The sequence below is a fragment of the Thioclava sp. ISO4 genome (assembly GCF_058105145.1).
This window is the reverse complement of the sequence record NZ_CM176571.1, coordinates 3358129-3374599: the sequence shown is the minus strand read 5'-3', so window position 1 is coordinate 3374599 and position 16471 is coordinate 3358129. Positions and strand designations below refer to the sequence as shown.

The 16471-nt window shown below is 65.2% G+C and carries 16 protein-coding genes; 12 read left to right on the top strand and 4 right to left on the bottom strand.

The genetic code is table 11. The features are described 5' to 3' along the window. The first annotated feature begins 260 nt into the window (after positions 1-260). The 6 genes from AC2TZ7_RS16530 (at position 261) to minE (ending at position 5528) form a co-directional block, all read left to right on the top strand. Positions 261-1040 (top strand): DUF4394 domain-containing protein, encoded by a 780-nt coding sequence (locus AC2TZ7_RS16530; RefSeq protein ID WP_489865044.1) that lies wholly within the window; start codon positions 261-263, stop codon positions 1038-1040. Positions 1041-1247: 207 nt separating this feature from the next. Beyond that, positions 1248-2564 (top strand): hypothetical protein, encoded by a 1317-nt coding sequence (locus tag AC2TZ7_RS16525; RefSeq protein ID WP_489865043.1) that lies wholly within the window; start codon positions 1248-1250, stop codon positions 2562-2564. A gap of 3 nt (positions 2565-2567) precedes the next feature. After that, a complete protein-coding gene (locus AC2TZ7_RS16520; protein ID WP_489865042.1) occupies positions 2568-3377 on the top strand; it encodes a COG3904 family protein in 810 nt (269 codons plus the stop codon). A 230-nt stretch (positions 3378-3607) separates the two neighbouring features. Continuing rightward, positions 3608-4372, top strand: a complete 765-nt coding sequence (gene minC, locus AC2TZ7_RS16515; RefSeq protein WP_134330750.1) for a septum site-determining protein MinC — start codon at positions 3608-3610, stop codon at positions 4370-4372. Continuing rightward, a complete protein-coding gene (gene minD / locus AC2TZ7_RS16510) occupies positions 4369-5211 on the top strand; it encodes a septum site-determining protein MinD (RefSeq protein ID WP_078520208.1) in 843 nt (280 codons plus the stop codon). The genes minC and minD overlap by 4 nt, the downstream gene beginning before the upstream one ends. Then, complete coding sequence (minE, locus tag AC2TZ7_RS16505; protein ID WP_489865041.1) at positions 5208-5528, top strand: cell division topological specificity factor MinE; 321 nt, start codon at positions 5208-5210, stop codon at positions 5526-5528. Before minD ends, minE begins: the two co-directional genes overlap by 4 nt. A 7-nt stretch (positions 5529-5535) precedes the next feature. Here minE and AC2TZ7_RS16500 read toward each other — a convergent pair whose 3' ends face one another. From AC2TZ7_RS16500 to AC2TZ7_RS16485, 4 genes are all read right to left on the bottom strand, one after another. Further along, the gene (locus AC2TZ7_RS16500; protein ID WP_489865040.1) at positions 5536-6459 is read right to left on the bottom strand and encodes a DMT family transporter; all 924 of its coding nucleotides are present in this window, start codon (positions 6457-6459) and stop codon (positions 5536-5538) included. Between the two features lie 134 nt (positions 6460-6593). Beyond that, positions 6594-6758 (bottom strand): hypothetical protein, encoded by a 165-nt coding sequence (locus AC2TZ7_RS16495; protein WP_168173966.1) that lies wholly within the window; start codon positions 6756-6758, stop codon positions 6594-6596. Next, on the bottom strand, positions 6755-7873 hold the full coding sequence (locus tag AC2TZ7_RS16490; protein ID WP_489866834.1) for a YeeE/YedE thiosulfate transporter family protein: 1119 nt from the start codon (positions 7871-7873) through the stop codon (positions 6755-6757). Before AC2TZ7_RS16490 ends, AC2TZ7_RS16495 begins: the two co-directional genes overlap by 4 nt. A 14-nt stretch (positions 7874-7887) precedes the next feature. Then, positions 7888-8829, bottom strand: a complete 942-nt coding sequence (locus AC2TZ7_RS16485; protein WP_489865039.1) for a sulfurtransferase — start codon at positions 8827-8829, stop codon at positions 7888-7890. Between the two features lie 306 nt (positions 8830-9135). Between AC2TZ7_RS16485 and AC2TZ7_RS16480 the strand changes: the two genes are divergently transcribed. From AC2TZ7_RS16480 to AC2TZ7_RS16455, 6 genes are all read left to right on the top strand, one after another. Further along, positions 9136-10809 carry an FGGY-family carbohydrate kinase gene (locus AC2TZ7_RS16480; protein ID WP_489865038.1) on the top strand — a complete coding sequence of 558 codons (1674 nt, stop codon included), beginning with the start codon at positions 9136-9138 and terminating at the stop codon, positions 10807-10809. 134 nt (positions 10810-10943) lie between these two features. Then, a complete protein-coding gene (locus tag AC2TZ7_RS16475; protein ID WP_489865037.1) occupies positions 10944-11678 on the top strand; it encodes a DeoR/GlpR family DNA-binding transcription regulator in 735 nt (244 codons plus the stop codon). Between the two features lie 132 nt (positions 11679-11810). Next, positions 11811-12866, top strand: coding sequence for an autoinducer 2 ABC transporter substrate-binding protein (locus AC2TZ7_RS16470; RefSeq protein ID WP_098411587.1), 1056 nt, complete (start codon positions 11811-11813; stop codon positions 12864-12866). Positions 12867-12942: 76 nt separating this feature from the next. Then, positions 12943-14457 carry a sugar ABC transporter ATP-binding protein gene (locus tag AC2TZ7_RS16465; RefSeq protein ID WP_489865036.1) on the top strand — a complete coding sequence of 505 codons (1515 nt, stop codon included), beginning with the start codon at positions 12943-12945 and terminating at the stop codon, positions 14455-14457. Beyond that, complete coding sequence (locus tag AC2TZ7_RS16460; RefSeq protein WP_083078192.1) at positions 14454-15431, top strand: ABC transporter permease; 978 nt, start codon at positions 14454-14456, stop codon at positions 15429-15431. The genes AC2TZ7_RS16465 and AC2TZ7_RS16460 overlap by 4 nt, the downstream gene beginning before the upstream one ends. 16 nt (positions 15432-15447) lie before the next feature. Then, positions 15448-16470, top strand: coding sequence for an ABC transporter permease (locus AC2TZ7_RS16455; protein ID WP_489865035.1), 1023 nt, complete (start codon positions 15448-15450; stop codon positions 16468-16470). Position 16471 lies beyond the last annotated feature (1 nt).

The following is a 16471-nucleotide window of genomic DNA, read 5'->3' as shown; positions in this document are numbered from 1 at the left end:
AAACGCTCCCATGTTCCGCCTGCCGCGCGGCGGTCTCTCCCGGACCAAGTTCTTCACGATTTTCTCCCGTTTCCAAGCTCTAGACCCGCGAAACGCTCGATTGGATGAAATTTATTTTGCGGACGGCCGATAAAAGCGCGGGGCACGACCTCGCAGAAAAAATTTCGTTTTCCTGCATCCGATCCGCATCTGGCCGGGTCTAGGGGGCATGGACGGCGCGAAAGGCGCTTGCCGCGAACAGGGAAACGAAAGGAATAACCATGCTGAAACTGACCCTCTCGACCGCTCTCGTCACCGCAATGGGCGCAAGCGGCGCCTTGGCGGCCTCGGCCATCGGCCTCGTGGGCGACAAGACGCTCGTGATGTTCGATACCGACACGCTCGAAGTCACCGGAACGATGGATGTCACCGGCACCGCGAAGCTGCACGGGATCGATCTGCGCCCGTCGAACAAGACGCTGGTCGCGGTGGATGCCGATCAGGCGCTCTACACGATCGACATGGAAAGCGGCGCTGCGACGAAACTCTCGCAGATGGACAAGATGCTGCCCGTGGACGGGCCGGTGATTGTCGATTTCAACCCGAAGGCCGACAAGCTGCGCTTCATGTCGGGCACCACCAATCACCGCGTGAACGTGGAAACCGGCGAAGTGACCGTCGATGGCAGCCTCGCTTATGAGGAAAAAGACATGCATGCCGGTGAAGCGCCCGCGATTGCGGCCGCCGCCTATGCCAACAGCTACGGGATGCCCGACAGCACCGCGATGTATGACGTGGATTCCACCATCGTCGCGTTGATCCAGCAGACCTCGCCCAATGACGGCACGCTGGCCGCGATCGGTAAGTTCGGGATCGACATGCCCGGCGAAGGCTATGCGTTCGATATCCAGACCACCGAAGACATGACGAACACGGCGTGGCTCGCCACCGGGAACATGCTCTACACCGTCGACCTCGAGACCGGGGCCGCGACGGGCAAGGGCATGGTCGAAGGGGCCGGAGGCGACATCCGTGACTTGACGATCCTGCCGGCGATGTAAGTGGGGCGCCGGAAGCGGCCGGTTCGTCAAGATGGGGCCATCCGGAGTCTTCCCGGGTGGCCTCAGTTTTTCCGCGATAAGGGCCTGTGTTGGACGTGACGTTGCGGGGGAACGACGTAAACTATTCTGTCCAAACCCTTAAAATTCACGTCGCCGTGCCCCAATTGTGATCAATTCCGATCCCATTCCCGAGAAGGGCGAGCGCAGATGACAGATCCTAGCAAAAGACTGAGCGCGGCCGAGACCAAGGGCCTGCGCACCGCCAAGGAATTGGAGGGCCATCTTGCCTGGCTCGACACGATCACACCGGCGGCGCTGGGCGTGCTGGCGATCGCCTCGGGGATCTACACCTATCTCGGCGTGTCCTCGATCCTCGAGGATAACGGCGCGATGAGCTTCTTCGCGGCGCTGGCCTATTCCATCGCCGTCTCGGTCGGGATCTTCGTCTTCTGGAGCTACATGCTGCGGCTCTTACCCGCGATGCGCACGGCCAGCGGCTTTGTCGGGCTGACGGTGTCGACCATCGTGGGCTCTCTCGCCATCGTCGCGATGTCGAGCTGGCTCAATGCGGCGGCGCTGGCGGGGTCGGCTGCGGTCGAGCAGCATCTGGACACCACCGTGCGCGACTACCAATCCGCGCTGGAGCAGGCCCATGATATCGCGCTCTCGGCGCAGGCGCTGGGCCGCGAGGTCGAACGCGCGCGTGCCGCCTTCGAGGCGTTGGCGGATCAGGAACAATCGGGCCAGCTTTCGGGCACGGCCGGGCGGGGCGCGGTGTTCCGCGTTCTGACCCAGAAGACCGAGGAACTGGCCAATCTCGAAGAGCAGATCCGCGCGCAGCAGCCGCTGATCGACGACTCCTTCGAGACCGGAAACCAGATTCTCGGGCGGATGCGCGCGCTGATCGTGGCGCCCGGCCCGGTGGAGAAACGCTCGGTCGAATTCGCCGAGCAAAGCGTGCGGCTGGCGGGCGTGATCGCGCGGCTCGATCAGCTGTCTGTCGCGCCGCTGGTGGCCCGTGCGGCACAGGATCTGCCCGCCTCGGTCGTGCTGCCGGAACTCGACGGGCGCACGACGAATGTCCGCGATGCGCAGTCTTCGACCATCGACTCCGTGCTGGAGGCGCTCGATCAACGGGGCCGCACGCTCGAGCGCGCCGCAGACGAGGTTCTGGCCCGCGATCCGCCGATCCAGACCGCCTATAACCCGATCACCAGCGCCGAGGCCGTGATCCGCTATGCGGGTAGTTTCGTGCCCTCCTGGGCTGGCGCGATCGCGATCGACCTGCTGCCCGCCGTGCTGGTCTTCGTGTTGGCGGTGACGCAGGCCGCGATCCGCTCGGGCCGCGACGGGCTGCCGATCGAGGAGACGCTGACGCTGGCCGATTTGAAGGCCGCGCTGAACGCGATGCGCGATGTCGAGCAGACGATGAGTGGCGCGGATGCCGAGATGCTCAAGCGGGTGTCCGAGAAGGTGGAGCCGCCTGCGCCTGCGGATCCGCCGCCGCGCCCTGCGGAGAGCTGAGCGATGCGCCTGTCGCTGCCAAACTTCGACCGGTTCGACGTGCGCCGCTGGCTGCGCGTCGTGTTGCTGGTGCAGGTCGGCATCGCCGTGGTGATGATCGCGGGCGACTGGCTGGGGCGCTATCGCCCGCAACCGCCCTCTGCCGTGCCCGAGATGACCGAGCCGGTCGCGCCGGGCGATCAGCGCCGCCGCTTCGATCCCGCGCGCCCGACGCCGCGCCGCGATGCGCCCGCGCTGCCACCGGGGATCGAACTGCCGTCGAACTATCCCGACCGGCTGACCTTCGCGCGCGAAGAGGTCGAGGGGATCGGCACGGTGCTGCTGCTGAACGGAGCCATCGCGCCGGGCGATGCGGATCGGCTGGAAACCTATCTCGGGCGTTTTGCCGAAGGCGACGCGACCGAGGAAACCCCCACGACAGTCGCGCTGAGCAGCCCCGGCGGCGAAGTGACCGAGGCGCTGGCGATTGGTCGTGTGCTGCGCGAGGCCGAGAAGAACACCGTGATCCTGCCTGGCATGGCCTGCATGTCGGCCTGTCCCTATGTCCTGGCGGCCGGTCAGGAACGTCGTGTCTCGCCCGACGGATATGTCGGGATGCACCAGCATTACTACGACGAGAACCTCTACATGCCCGCCTATTTCGCGGTCGAGGAAATCCAGCGCGGGCAGGGGCGGACGATGGAATATCTGATCGACATGGGCGTCGATCCCGGCGTGATGATCTATTCGCTGACGACCCCGCCGGAAGATATCTACATCCTGCTGCCCGAAGAGCTTCTCGACAGCCAGCTCGCGACGGCGATGCTCGAGTGATCCGGCGCGGTGACACCGCCTGACGACGCTGGGTCAACCTGCGATCCGGGCCCGTCCCTGCGCCTGAACACGAAAACTTCGTCTACTTCCGGTTGACGGCAGGATTTAGCCGAGTAGAGAGGCCATCGCGATTTTGTGCTGGCGTTTGCAGTGCGTGATCCGACACAACAAAGAAAAACAACGCGGGTGCACGATGCGCCCCGACTCCTGAGCAGAAGCGAGCTACCCTCGTGTCAGATACCCTATCTCCGACCGGGCAGAAGCCTGCGCCGGTCTCGGTTCAGCCCTTTCAATTCCGCGGTCTGTTCCTGACCGCCATCGCGCTACGGCTCGAGACCGACGCGCCCGATGACGTGTTCTATGCAGCACTCGATGCGCAGCTTGCGAAAACGCCGCATCTGTTGGCCGGAGCGCCGATGGTGCTCGATTTCGCGCAGGTGCCGGAGTTCTCGAAACCGGCCGATGTCCGCGACATGATCGATAACCTCTTCGCGCGCGATCTGCAGATCTTCGGGGCGCAAAACGCCACCGAGGCGCAGCTAAATGCCGTGAAAGGCTACGGAATTATCCCGATCAAGGTGGGCCGCGAGACCGCGATGCCCGAGCCGAAGCCGCCAAAACCGCAAAAGCCGCAGCCCGCGGCGAAGCGGGCGGCGCCGCCGGCCCCGCGCAACAAGGTCGTGCGGACGCCGGTGCGTTCGGGGCAGATGATCGTGGCCGAACATGGCGATCTGACGGTGATCGGCTCGGTCGCGTCAGGCGCGGAACTGGTCGCGGCAGGCAATATCCATGTCTATGGCGCGCTGCGTGGTCGGGCCATGGCCGGCGCGCATGGTGATGAGAGCGCACGCATCTTCTGCCGCCAGCTCGACGCTGAATTGCTCGCGATCGCGGGCCTTTACAAAACGAGCGAAACCATCCCCGCGGAGCTTCGTCGCAAGCCCGTGCAGGTTTTCCTCGACGATGACAAACTCTGTGTGGAGGCGTTCGAATGACGCAACTCAAGGACGATTCGCCGCTCGGCAAGGTGATCGTGATCACCTCGGGCAAGGGGGGCGTGGGCAAAACCACTTCCGCCGCCGCAATCTCTGCCGGTCTCGCCAAGCGCGGCCATAAGACCGTCGTGATCGATTTCGACGTGGGCCTGCGCAACCTCGACATGATCATGGGCTGCGAGCGCCGCGTGGTGTTCGACTTCATCAACGTCATTCAGGGTGATGCGCGGCTCAAGCAGGCGCTGATCAAGGACAAGCGGGTCGAGACGCTCTCGATCCTGCCGACCTCGCAGACGCGCGACAAGGATGCGCTGACGCAAGAGGGCGTCGAGAAGGTGCTCGACGAGCTGCGTCAGGAATTCGATTACATCATCTGCGACAGCCCTGCCGGGATCGAGCGTGGCGCGCAGCTCGCGATGTTCTTCGCCGACGAGGCGGTCGTCGTGACCAACCCCGAAGTTTCCTCGGTGCGCGACAGCGACCGGGTGCTGGGCCTTCTGTCCTCGAAAACCCGCCGCGCCGAAAGCGATGGCGAGCCGGTCAAGGCGCAGGTGCTTCTGACCCGTCACGATCAGTCGCGCATTGACAAGGGCGAGATGATGACGGTCGAGGACGTGCTGGAGCTTCTGGCGGTGCCGCTGATCGGTATCGTGCCCGAAAGCACCGCCGTTCTGCGCGCGTCGAACACCGGTATGCCGGTCGTGCTCGACGAGCCGTCCAGCGCCTCGGCGGCCTATGACGACGCGGTCTCGCGCCTGCTGGGCGAGGATATTCCGATGCGCATTCCGGGCGAGAAGCGTCCCGGCTTCATCGGTCGTCTCTTCGGGCGGTCCGCATGAGCCTGTTCGGTTTCTCGCTCAAACCCCGCCGCGCGAAATCGGCGCAGACGGCCAAGGACCGTTTGCAGATCCTGCTCGCGCATGAACGCGGAAGCGGGTCGGCGCAGGCCGACTACCTTCCCGATCTGCAACGCGACATCCTCGCGGTGATCCGCAAATACATACAGATCGAAGAGGATGGCGTCGATATCCGGATGGAGCGCAACGACGATATCTCGAGCCTCGAGATCAATATCGAGATGCCCTCGGATGCGGAGAAAACCGCCAAATCCGCGAAGCCCGCAAAACCGGCTGCGAAGCCGGCGGGCCGGAAATAAGCGACCTCTAGAGATGCTCCGGCGCGGCGGATTGGCTGCGCCGGAGAACGCTTTGCCAATGGCCCGCGTGCCAAAGATAGAGCGCCAGGCTCCCGATCACGATCGCCCCGCCGATCAGCATCGCGCGGCTCGGGGCCTCGCCCGTTCCCCACCAGACCCAGATCGGCCCGAGGATCGTCTCGAGCAGCATCAGCAGGCTGACATTCGAGGCCGAGGTGTAGCGCGAGGCGAAGGACAGCGACATGAAGGAGATCGGCAGCACCACGCCGCCCGCGAGGACGATCGCCCAGACCTGACCGCTGGCGATACCGCCGCCGAGACCGAAACCGCCCGTCCAGATCAGCGCGGCGATCCCTGCGAGGCCCGCGCCCGTGCCGACCGCGAGAAGGATCGGCAGATGCGGATTGCGCCGGATCGTGACGAAGGTCAGCGACAGGCACAGCGCGACTCCGAGCCCCGCAAGCGCGCCGTAGATGGGATTGCCGCCCACGCTCGCCGGGGCAGGGCCGAAGACGGCCAGCCCGATCCCGCTGAGAACGGCGGCAATGGCGAGCCATGTCGACCAATGGGTTTTCTCGCGCAGGATCAGCCGGGACAGCAGTGCGGCGAAAACCGGGACGGTCGAGATGCTGAACAGCACGACCGAGACCGGGGCGGCGGCGATCCCCACGGCAAACAGCGTCATGTTCGAGAAATGGCAGGCGACCAGCACGAGCCCCGCGCCGCTGGCGAGCGCGCGCAGGTCGCGCTTCAGGTGGCGTCTGCGCAGGACGATCGAGGTCAGCCACATCGCGCCGCCCATCAGCAAGCCGCGCCACATCACCATCTGCGCGCCGCTCATCTCGGACCAGCGCATCAGCAGCGTGTCGGGCGAAATCGCCAACGCGCCGAACAGCGCGAGCAAAATCCCGAACATCGGATGTCTGGTCATGATGGGGCTCCCAGTGCGCGGATCGCGCGTCTGGCGATCTCTACCGGGCTACGCGCGCGGTTCCAAGGCCGGGCAAGAGAACACCGGCCCGAGGGAAGCGGGCCGGTGTCCCAGATCGCAAGGATTTTGGGAGATCAGTTCGGCAAGGCTCCGCAGAACCCGCCGCTTGCGACCTGACCGGATCCGAAGGCAAAGGCCGGAGGGGCTTGGTAGGGATTGAGCGGCGCTCCGATCAGATCGGCGCCGATCAGAAGAAGCAGCCCCGCGAGGGCGGTGAAGGCAGTCGCTTTCCGGGTCATGCGCGCGCCTCCAATCCAAGGAGGGGCCGCAGGCGGATGCCGACGAAGGCGCCCGCGAAAGCGGAGGCGAACCAGACCCAGCCGTGCAGGCTGCCCGTCGAGATCCCCGAGAAGAAAGCGCCCAAGTTGCACCCGAAGGCCAGCCGCGAGGAATAGCCCAGCAGGAAGCCTGCGATGATCGTCGCGACCCAGGCACGGGCCGGGTAGCTCGGCAGTTTCTGCGACAGTCCGCCCTGACGCCATGCGGCGACGCCGAATGCGCCCGCGATCAGGCCGATATCGGTGAGCGAGGTGTAATCCGTCAGCAGGCTTTCCTGCACACGGGTGATCGAGCCGGGCGCTGCGTAGAAGGCCGATTGCGTGAGGTCGAAGCCCATCCCGTTGACGCCTTTCGCGACCCAGAGGCCCAGCCCGTAGACGACGCCCCAAGGCTGCCCCGCGACCAGCAGGTTCGCGATGGCGAGCGCTGCGAGGACGAGGGCTGCGATCACGTAGCGCCGCGGCAGGCTCCGCGAGCCGCGCTTGCCGAGGAAGAACACGGTGGCTGCGACCAGTGCCAGCAGGACCAGCGTCACCGTCAGCCCGCTCGTGCCACGCAGCGTCAGGATCGGCAGCGCGCCGAGATTGGTCCACCAGATCAGCCCGTAAGCGCCGAAGAAGCTGCCGATGGCGAAGAACGGCAGCGCGAGCAGCCCGATCGGGTTGCCCGAGCCCGCATTGACCAGCGTGCCCGAGCCGCAGCCCATCACGACCTGCATCGCCGCGCCGAAGACGAACGCGCCGCCGACCATCGCGAAGCCGATCGGGGCCTGCGCGCCGGTCAGCTCGCCCGGATGGCTCGAGATCGCCGGGATCGCGACGATGGAGACGAGGGCAATGGCCAGAAGCTGCGCGAGAATGCCCGCAGGCTCACGCCGCACGATCATCGCGCGCCAGGGACCTGCAAAGCCGAAGCGCAGCCCTTCGAGCGCGATGCCGAAGCCCAGCCCGATCGCCAGCATGAAGCCGTAGCGCGCGCCGCCGAACAGCGCGAGGGCCGCGACCGCAGCAAGGGCCGCGAGGATCAAAGCACTGCGCCGGGCGATACCGCCCGACGCTGCCTGCCGTTCAAGAATGGCAGTATTCATCGTCAGCCTCCGGTGAGCTGGTTCAGCAGGTTGCGCAACAGGCCGGGCGTGTTCGCCATCTCACCGTCGGTCTTGGAATATTCCACCATCGACCCGGGATAGAGCTTCACGTTCTCGATGCCTGCGAGTTCGGACATGGCGAACCAGTCGGTCGCCGCCCAATGCCCGGTATTGCAGAAGGACACGACCTCTTCGCCATCCTTGATGCCCAGCTTCTCTTTCAGAGCCGCGGCATCGGCTTTCGCGTCGATCACCGTCGCGCCGGAGCGGAAGAAGCTGGTGTAGGGCAGGTTCTCGGCGCCGGGCAGGGTGCCGGGACGCGCTGCGGCGGAGTGGGCTTTCTTGCCCTCGAAGAAGGCGGGCGGACGCGCATCGACGAGCACAGCTTTGCCCTTGCCGTTGACGAGATCGCTCACGGCGGGTGTCTCCGCCGTCCAGCGGTCGTTCCACGTCAGATCGAGATCGGTCGGCATCAGGCTCTCGGTCACGTCCGACATCGGCAGGCCTGCATTGGCCCAGGCGGTCGTGCCGCCGTTGAGGATCGACAGATCGGTGAAGCCAGTGCTTTTCAGCGTCCAGTAGACGCGTGCGGCGGCCCCGAAATCGGTGTCCGTATCGCCCTGCGCGATGATCACGACGGGACGGTCGGGCTCGAGACCGATCTGCTCGAAGGAAGCCTCCAGTTTGGCAATCGGCGGCACCTGACCGGGATTGTCATCCGGGCCGCGGAACAGCGAATAGGGCGCGTAGACGGCCCCGTCGATATGGCCTTTTTCATAGCTGCCGGTGCGGATGTCGAGCAGCACCGGATCGAGCGTGTCGATCTCGGCGCTCAGCTCGCTCGGGGTGACGAGCGGACCGAGGTCGCTGGCCATCGCGGCACTGGCGGCGAAGAGAGCAGCGCCGGTCGCGGCGGCTGCGGAAATACGTGCGAGACGGGTCATGGGAAACCTCGCTGGTTAGGGATTTTGTCCCAAATTGTTCAGGATTTCCGTGATGGCAAGCTTGTGCCGGTCGCTGATCCTATTGCGCGGAAGGAAAATATTCCGGTATCGGCGTGGCTCGCGAGATTTGCGTCCCGTTCCGGAGGGCAGGTTGGACGCGCGGTCCGTTGCGGTGCTGAAGGGCGCGACCGCGTTTTTATTCGCAGCGGAACGCCTTTCGGCCCCGGTAGCCGGGATTTCGGCAGTGGGCCCGCTCCACGCCGTGAGAATCGCCTGCCGCGCCCCCGGGTTGGCAGTCGCCGCCCGATGCCGTTAAGGATTGGGCAAGGTGCGCGTCTGGGGAGGATCAACGTGAGCAAGTTATTTGTCGGTGTCGATGTCGGAACCGGTTCGGCGCGCGCAGGGATTTTCGATCGGGAGGGCACGCTTCTCGGCGTCGGCAAGCACCCGTTGGAGATGTGGCAGGACGATCATGGCCATGTCGAGCAATCGAGCGCCCAGATCTGGCAGGCGGTTTGCGATGCGGTGAGAGGGGCCTTGGCGGCCTCGGGGGCCGACCCGCGCGATGTCGCGGGGATCGGGTTCGACGCGACATGTTCGCTCGCCGTGATCGGCCCGGAGGGCGGGCTGCCCGTGGGCGATCCTGATGCGCCCGAGCGCGATGTCATCGTCTGGATGGATCACCGCGCCCGCGATCAAGCGGCGCGGATCAATGCGGGCGATCATGACGTGCTTCGCTATGTGGGCGGCCGGATCTCGCCGGAGATGCAGACGCCGAAACTGATGTGGCTGCGCGAGGAGCGCCCCGAGATCTACGCGCAGGCCGTGCAGTTCTTCGATCTTGCCGATTTCCTGACATGGAAGGCGAGCGGCGCGCTGGAGCGCTCCGCCTGCACGGTCACCTGCAAATGGACCTATCTCGCCCATGAGGGCCGCTGGGATCCGGCCTATTTCCACGCGATCGGCCTTGGCGATCTGGCGGCGGACGGGTTCAAACGGATCGGCGCGCGCATCGTCGATCCAGGCACGCCGCTTGGGGCAGGGCTTACCGGGGAGGCCGCTGCGCAGATGGGCCTGCCGCCCGGCACGCCGGTCGCGGCCGGGCTGATCGACGCCCATGCGGGCGGGATCGGCACCGTGGCGGCGCAGGGCGGGTCGGGCGATCCGGCGCACTGTCTGGGCTATGTCTTCGGCACGTCCTCCTGCACGATGACCTCGACGCGCGAGCCTGCCTTCGTTCCTGGCGTCTGGGGGCCGTATTTCTCGGCGATGATCCCGGGGATGTGGCTCAATGAGGGCGGGCAATCGGGCGCGGGGGCGGCGATTGCGCAGCTCGTGCAGCTGCATCCGGCCGCAGCGGAGGCGCGTGACCGGGCAGAGGCCGCAGGCAAATCCGTGCCCGAATTCCTCGCCGATCTCGCGCTCAAGACGGCGGGTTCGCCCTCGGAGGTGGCAACACTTGCCGAGGCGCTGCACGTGGTGCCGGAATTCCTTGGCAACCGCGCGCCCTTTGCCGATCCCGACGCGCGCGCGGTGATCGTGGGGCAGGGGATGGAGACCGGGTTGGACTCGCTCGTGGCGCTTTATGTCGCGGGGGTGTGCGGGCTGGCCTATGGGCTGCGCCAGATCATCGAGGTGCAGGCCGAACATGGCGCGCCGATCTCGGAGATTTCGATCTCGGGCGGGGCGGGGGCGCATCCCGTCACCCGCCAGATCATCGCGGATGCGACCGGGCGCGACGTCGTGGTCACGCGCTGCGAGGAACCGGTGCTGCTGGGGGCTGCGATGCTTGGTGCGGTCGCTGCGCAAGGCTTCGACGATCTGCAAGCCGCGATGGGGGCGATGTCGCAGGTCGCGTCCCAGTTTGCGCCCGCAGGCGGCGCGGTGGAGCGTTTGCACGCGGCGCGGTTCAACGCCTTCCTGACGCTGCAATCGAGTGCGCGATCCGTGCGCGAGACGATGGCCAAGGCGGCCGAGTGACGAGATTGGGTAACAAGGTGTGACGCTGCGGCGCAGTCTTGGTTGGAACGCAGTGCTTGCTTTCGCAGGTCCGGTTTCGGACACTCTGCGGATTATAGAATGCGTTTCGAAACCCAAATCTTGAAAGCCAAATCGTGACCAGACCCAGCCGCCAACAAGAGCGGATCGACCAGATAACCGCCTTGCTCGATGTCTCGCCCGCCCTGCGTTTGCGCGACCTGTCCGAGCAGATGGGCGTGACCGAGATGACCCTGCGGCGCGACGCGGCGCAGCCCGAAGCGGGGTTTGCCTGCCGGGGCGGCTATATCGTCACCACTCGCACGACCGAGCATTACGACTTCGATGCGCAGATGAACCGCGCCATCGACGCCAAGCGCGCGGCGGCGGGTCATGCGCTGGAGCTGGTGCCCGAGGGGGCTGTCGTGTTCCTCGATACCGGGACGACGCTGCCCCATCTCGCGCGGCTTCTGGCGCAGGGCAAAGCGCGGCGAATCATCACCCATTGTCTGACCACGGCGGAGATCCTGCAGGGGCGCAGCAGCGTCCCGGTCGAGTTTCTGGGCGGCGAAATCAAGTCGAGCACACGGTCCTGTCATGCCGGAAATCCGCAGGGCCGATTGGCGCCTTTGGGTATTGATGTGGCGTTCCTGTCGGCGGGCGGGCTCGATTCCGACGGGGCGCTGAGCTGTTCGCACGAGTACGAAGTCCCCTTGAAACGTGCGGCGATAGAGCTTTCAAAACAATGTTTTGTGGTGATGGACGCCAGCAAGATCGGCCAGCGAAAGCCCGTCGTTTTCGCCACGCTCGACGAGGTTTCGGGCGTCGTTACCGAGGCCGGGCTCCTCGCTGCAGCGCAGCTTAAGATGTAGTTGACACTTCTCTTCACGACCTAGATGGTCCCGAGTTATGTTGCGATCGTAACAATACTTGGAGGGCCGGTTTCGGCATGTGCCTGGACCGGGAATTGCGGACGAGGAGGTCCGCGTGAAGGGAGAATTATCATGAAGTTCGGATTCATTCCGGCGGCTGCGCTCGCGGTTGCTGTCGCTACCCCCGCGCTCGCTCAGCAGGTTGTCGATACGAGCAATGTCGACAAGGAAATGCTCAGCTCCGACAAGACCTACCACATCGCGACCGTTGTGAAGGTGGATGGTATCGCGTGGTTCGACCGGATGCGTGACGGCGTGAAACAGTTCGGCGACGACACCGGCAGCGACACCTGGATGGTCGGCCCCTCGCAGGCGGATGCGGCCGCGCAGGTGCAGCTGATCGAGAACCTGATCGCGCAGGGCGTGGACGCCATCGCCGTGGTGCCGTTCTCGGTGGAAGCGGTCGAGCCGGTGCTCAAGAAGGCCCGTGATCGCGGTATCGTCGTGGTCAGCCACGAAGCCTCGAACATCAAGAATGTCGATTACGACATCGAAGCCTTCGACAACAAAGCCTATGGCGCGGAGCTGATGGACCACCTCGCCAAGCAGATGGGCGAGAAGGGCAAATATGTCGCCACCGTCGGCTCGCTGACCTCGAAGTCGCAAAACGAGTGGATCGACGGCGCGATTGAGCGTCAGAAGCAAGCCTATCCGGACATGTCGCTCGCGACCGATCGTCTGGAGACCTATGACGACGCCAACACCGACTACAACAAGCTGAAAGAGGCGCTGACCGCGCATCCCGACATCACCGGTGTCGTGGGTGGTCCGATGCCGACCTCGGCAGGCGCCGGTCGTCTGATCGCGGAAGGTGGTCTTCAGGGCAAGCTGCACTTCGCGGGCACCGGTCTTCCGTCGGTCGCGGGTCAGTACATCTCGCAGGGCGATATCAGCTACATCCAGTTCTGGGATCCGGCGGTTGCTGGCTACGCGATGAACATGATCGCACTGGCCGAGCTGAAAGCGCGTGATGCGGGCAAGGACCATGCCGATATCAAGGCGGGCACCAACCTCGGTCTCGAAGGCTATACCAACCTCAAGGAAGCCGATAGCGCGGACGCGAAAGTGCTCTACGGGGCTGGCTGGGTCGGCGTGACCAAGGACAACATGGATCAATACAACTTCTGATCCCTGACGGTTCTCAAGCTCGGGTGGCGCGCGCGGTCGCGCCACCCGTTGCCGACCTGCCTGCGAGGAGACCCCCATGGCCACCGCTCCCCTGATCGAGCTGCGCAACATCTCGAAGCGCTTCGGCGGCGTGCGCGCGCTCGATGACGTGTCGCTGACGCTCGACGCCGCCCGCATCCACTGCCTCGCCGGCGAAAACGGCTCGGGCAAATCCACCCTTATCAAGATCGTCTCGGGCGTCTATCAGCCCGACGAGGGCGAGATCCTGATCGACGGCAAGCCGGTCGGCAAGCTCGACCCCGCAACCTCGATCGCCCATGGCGTGCAGGTCATCTACCAGGATTTCTCGCTGTTCCCGACGCTGACGGTCGTCGAAAACCTCGCGCTCAACACCTTCCTGCGCGAAGGCAAGACCCGGATCGACTGGCGCCGGGCGCGCAAGATGGCGCGCGACGTGCTGGAGCGGCTCGATGTGACGCTCGATCTCGATGCGACCGTCGAGACGCTGCCCGCCGCAGGCCGTCAGATCGTGGCGATTGCCCGCGCGATGCTCGCCGATGCGCGGCTGATCATCATGGACGAACCCACGACGACGCTCACGGGGCGCGAAGTCGAACGCCTCTTCCGCATCGTGCGGGATTTGCAGGCCGACGGTATCGCCACGCTCTTCGTCAGTCACAAGATGCGCGAGATGCTGGAAATCTCCGAGCGTCTCACCGTCTTCCGCAATGGCAAGAAGGTCACCGAAGGCCCGATCTCGGACTATGACGAACGCTCGATCACCCGCGCGATGACCGGGCGCGACCTGCATCAGGGACATTTCATGGCCCCCGATGTCAGCGGGCGCGAACCGCGGCTGGAGCTGCGCAACGTGACCGTCGGAGACAAGGCGCAGGACATCAACCTGACGCTGATGCCGGGCGAGATCGTTGGCATGTCCGGCCTGATCGGCGCGGGGCGCAAGGCCATCGCGCAGGCGATCTTCGGTCTGCGCAGCGACATGAGCGGCGAGATGCTGGTCGACGGCAAACCCGTGATGCCGAAGAACGTCCCCGAAGCGATCGCGGCGGGCATCGCCTATGTGCCCGAAGATCGCCTGTCGGAGGGGCTCTTCCTGACCCGCTCGATCCGCGACAACGCGATCGTCTCCTCGCTGAGCCGCTTCGCGCCGCATCTGTGGCTCGATGCCGAGAAGGCGGGGGAGGAGACCCACAAGATGTTCGGCGAGATGGCGATTTCCGCGCCGGGGATCGACGTGCCGGTGGGCACGCTGTCGGGCGGGAACGCGCAGCGCGTTATGATCGGGCGCTGGCTGATGACCGATGCGCGCGTGCTGATCCTGAACGGCCCGACCGTGGGCGTCGATGTCGGCTCGAAGGAGCAGATCCACGGCATCATTCAGGACCTGACCCGCAATAACGATCTGGCGGTGCTGATGATCTCGGACGACCTGCCGGAGCTGGCGGCGAACTGCAATCGCGTGCTGTGCATGACCGAGGGTCGCATCACCGGAGAACTCGCGGGCGACGCGCTGACCGAAGAGGCGCTCGACGCGGCGCTGTCCAATGAGAAACAAGGAGAGCCCGCATGAGATTCCTGCGCAGCTCCGACGCGATCATCCTGGCGATCCTTGCGGTCGCGATGATCTTCATCGGGTTGGTGAACCCGGCCTTCTGGCAAATGTCCAACCTGTTCAGCCTGCTCAAGGAAAACGTCGTCATCGGCATCATGGCGCTTGGTGTGCTGCTGGTGATGATCTCGGGCGGGATCGACGTGTCCTTCACCGCCTTCGCGGTCGCGGGGATGTATCTCGTGGTCCGCTCGATGGTGGCGCTCGACTATAACGGGCTGGTGCTGCCCTTCGCCTCGGCGATCGTGATCGGCGGGCTTCTGGGCCTGATGAACGCGGGCATCATCCACAAGTTCAAGATGATCCCGCTGATTGTGACGCTCGGCACGGCCTCGGTCGTGCGCGGGTTGGTGCTGGGCTTCGTGGGCACATCGAACGTGAACATCAACAAGATGCCCGAGGCGCTGGTGAATTTCGGCAAGACCGATCTCTTCGTGCTCGAGCGCGCGAACGGCTCGACCTACGGGCTGACCGCGATGATCGTGATCTATCTCGGCCTCGCCGTGGCGCTGCATCTGGTGCTGAAGCACACGATGATCGGACGCTCGGTCTATGCCTATGGCGCGGACCCGGAAGCGGCGAAACGCGTGGGTTTCTCGACCGGCCGCACGATGATCTTCGTCTATGTCACGGCGGGCGCGCTGGCGGGCTTTGCAGGGCTGTTGCACAGCTCGATGATTTGGCTCGCCAATCCGCGCGACTTCGTGGGGCTGGAGCTCGATGTGATCGCGGCGGTGGTGCTGGGCGGCGCGTCGATCTTCGGCGGGCGCGGCACGGTGCTTGGCACGGTGCTGGGCGTGTTCATCCTCGTGATGATCCAGAATTCGCTGATCCTGATGGGGATCGATACGACATGGCAGCGGGTCGTCGTGGGCGCGATGCTGGTTGCGGCTGTGACCGTGACGGCGCTGCGCGACCGCCGGGCATTGGTGTGAGGCAGGGGAGATGATGATGAGCGAGACCAAGACCAACGCTACCTCCCGGCCCGGCCTGCGCGGCTGGCTCAAGGGCGAGGCGGCACAGACCAACGTGATGCTGGCCGTGACCTGCGTGCTGGTGCTGATCGCGATGACGGCGCTGCGGCCCTCGATGTTCCTGTCGTCTTACAACTTCGAGTCGATGGCCTTCTTCATGCCGGAGCTCGGGATCCTGTCGATCGCGATGATGATCGCGATGCTGACCGGGGGGATCGACCTGTCCATCGTGGGCGTCGCGAACCTCGCGGGCATCACCGCGGGCACGCTCTTCGGCGCGATGGCGGGCGATGGCGGCTCTGGCGCATTGGGCCTAGGCCCGGTGACGCTGGGCGTGAGCGCAGCCCTGATCGTGGGGCTGCTGGCGGGGCTGCTGAACGGCTTCCTGATTTCGGTGCTGAAGATCACGCCGATCCTCGCGACGCTGGGCACCGGACAGGTGTTCATCGGGATGTGCCTCGTGCTGACGGGCGGGCCTGCGATCGTCGGTTTCCCGCCGGGCTGGAACGCGATTGGCAACGGCAAACTGCTGGGCATCCCGGTGCCGCTGGTGATCTTCGTGCTGGTCTGCATCGCGCTGTCGCTGCTGCTCGCGCGGACCTCCTTCGGGCTGCGGCTCAAGCTGATCGGTACCAATCCGAAAGCTGCGGTCTATGCGGGGGTCAAGCGGGGTCAGATGATCCTCTATTCCTACATGCTGACGGGGATGCTGGCCGCGATGGCGGGAATCCTGCTGTCGGCGCGGACCAATGCGGCGAAGTCGGATTACGGCGCGTCCTACCTGCTGCAGGCGGTGCTGATCGCAGTGCTGGGCGGGACCAACCCGGCAGGCGGTCGCGGCAATGTGCTGGGCGTGGCCCTTGCACTGATCTCGCTGACGCTGTTGTCCTCGGGCTTCCAGATGATGCGGGTCTCGAACCACCTGATCGAATTCGTCTGGGGCGCCTTCCTGATCGGGGTGATTGCCCTCAATTCCTGGCGCCGCCGGAAAGGAGCGTAAG

Coding starts and splice junctions, on each gene's coding strand:
- AC2TZ7_RS16495 (WP_168173966.1), bottom strand. CDS start 6,758: ATGACCCGGAAAGCGACTGCCTTCACCGCCCTCGCGGGGCTGCTTCTT.
- AC2TZ7_RS16465 (WP_489865036.1), top strand. CDS start 12,943: ATGGCCACCGCTCCCCTGATCGAGCTGCGCAACATCTCGAAGCGCTTC.
- AC2TZ7_RS16520 (WP_489865042.1), top strand. CDS start 2,568: ATGCGCCTGTCGCTGCCAAACTTCGACCGGTTCGACGTGCGCCGCTGG.
- AC2TZ7_RS16480 (WP_489865038.1), top strand. CDS start 9,136: ATGCCGTTAAGGATTGGGCAAGGTGCGCGTCTGGGGAGGATCAACGTG.
- minD (WP_078520208.1), top strand. CDS start 4,369: ATGACGCAACTCAAGGACGATTCGCCGCTCGGCAAGGTGATCGTGATC.
- AC2TZ7_RS16470 (WP_098411587.1), top strand. CDS start 11,811: ATGAAGTTCGGATTCATTCCGGCGGCTGCGCTCGCGGTTGCTGTCGCT.
- minE (WP_489865041.1), top strand. CDS start 5,208: ATGAGCCTGTTCGGTTTCTCGCTCAAACCCCGCCGCGCGAAATCGGCG.
- AC2TZ7_RS16460 (WP_083078192.1), top strand. CDS start 14,454: ATGAGATTCCTGCGCAGCTCCGACGCGATCATCCTGGCGATCCTTGCG.
- AC2TZ7_RS16525 (WP_489865043.1), top strand. CDS start 1,248: ATGACAGATCCTAGCAAAAGACTGAGCGCGGCCGAGACCAAGGGCCTG.
- AC2TZ7_RS16530 (WP_489865044.1), top strand. CDS start 261: ATGCTGAAACTGACCCTCTCGACCGCTCTCGTCACCGCAATGGGCGCA.
- AC2TZ7_RS16500 (WP_489865040.1), bottom strand. CDS start 6,459: ATGACCAGACATCCGATGTTCGGGATTTTGCTCGCGCTGTTCGGCGCG.
- AC2TZ7_RS16455 (WP_489865035.1), top strand. CDS start 15,448: ATGAGCGAGACCAAGACCAACGCTACCTCCCGGCCCGGCCTGCGCGGC.
- AC2TZ7_RS16485 (WP_489865039.1), bottom strand. CDS start 8,829: ATGACCCGTCTCGCACGTATTTCCGCAGCCGCCGCGACCGGCGCTGCT.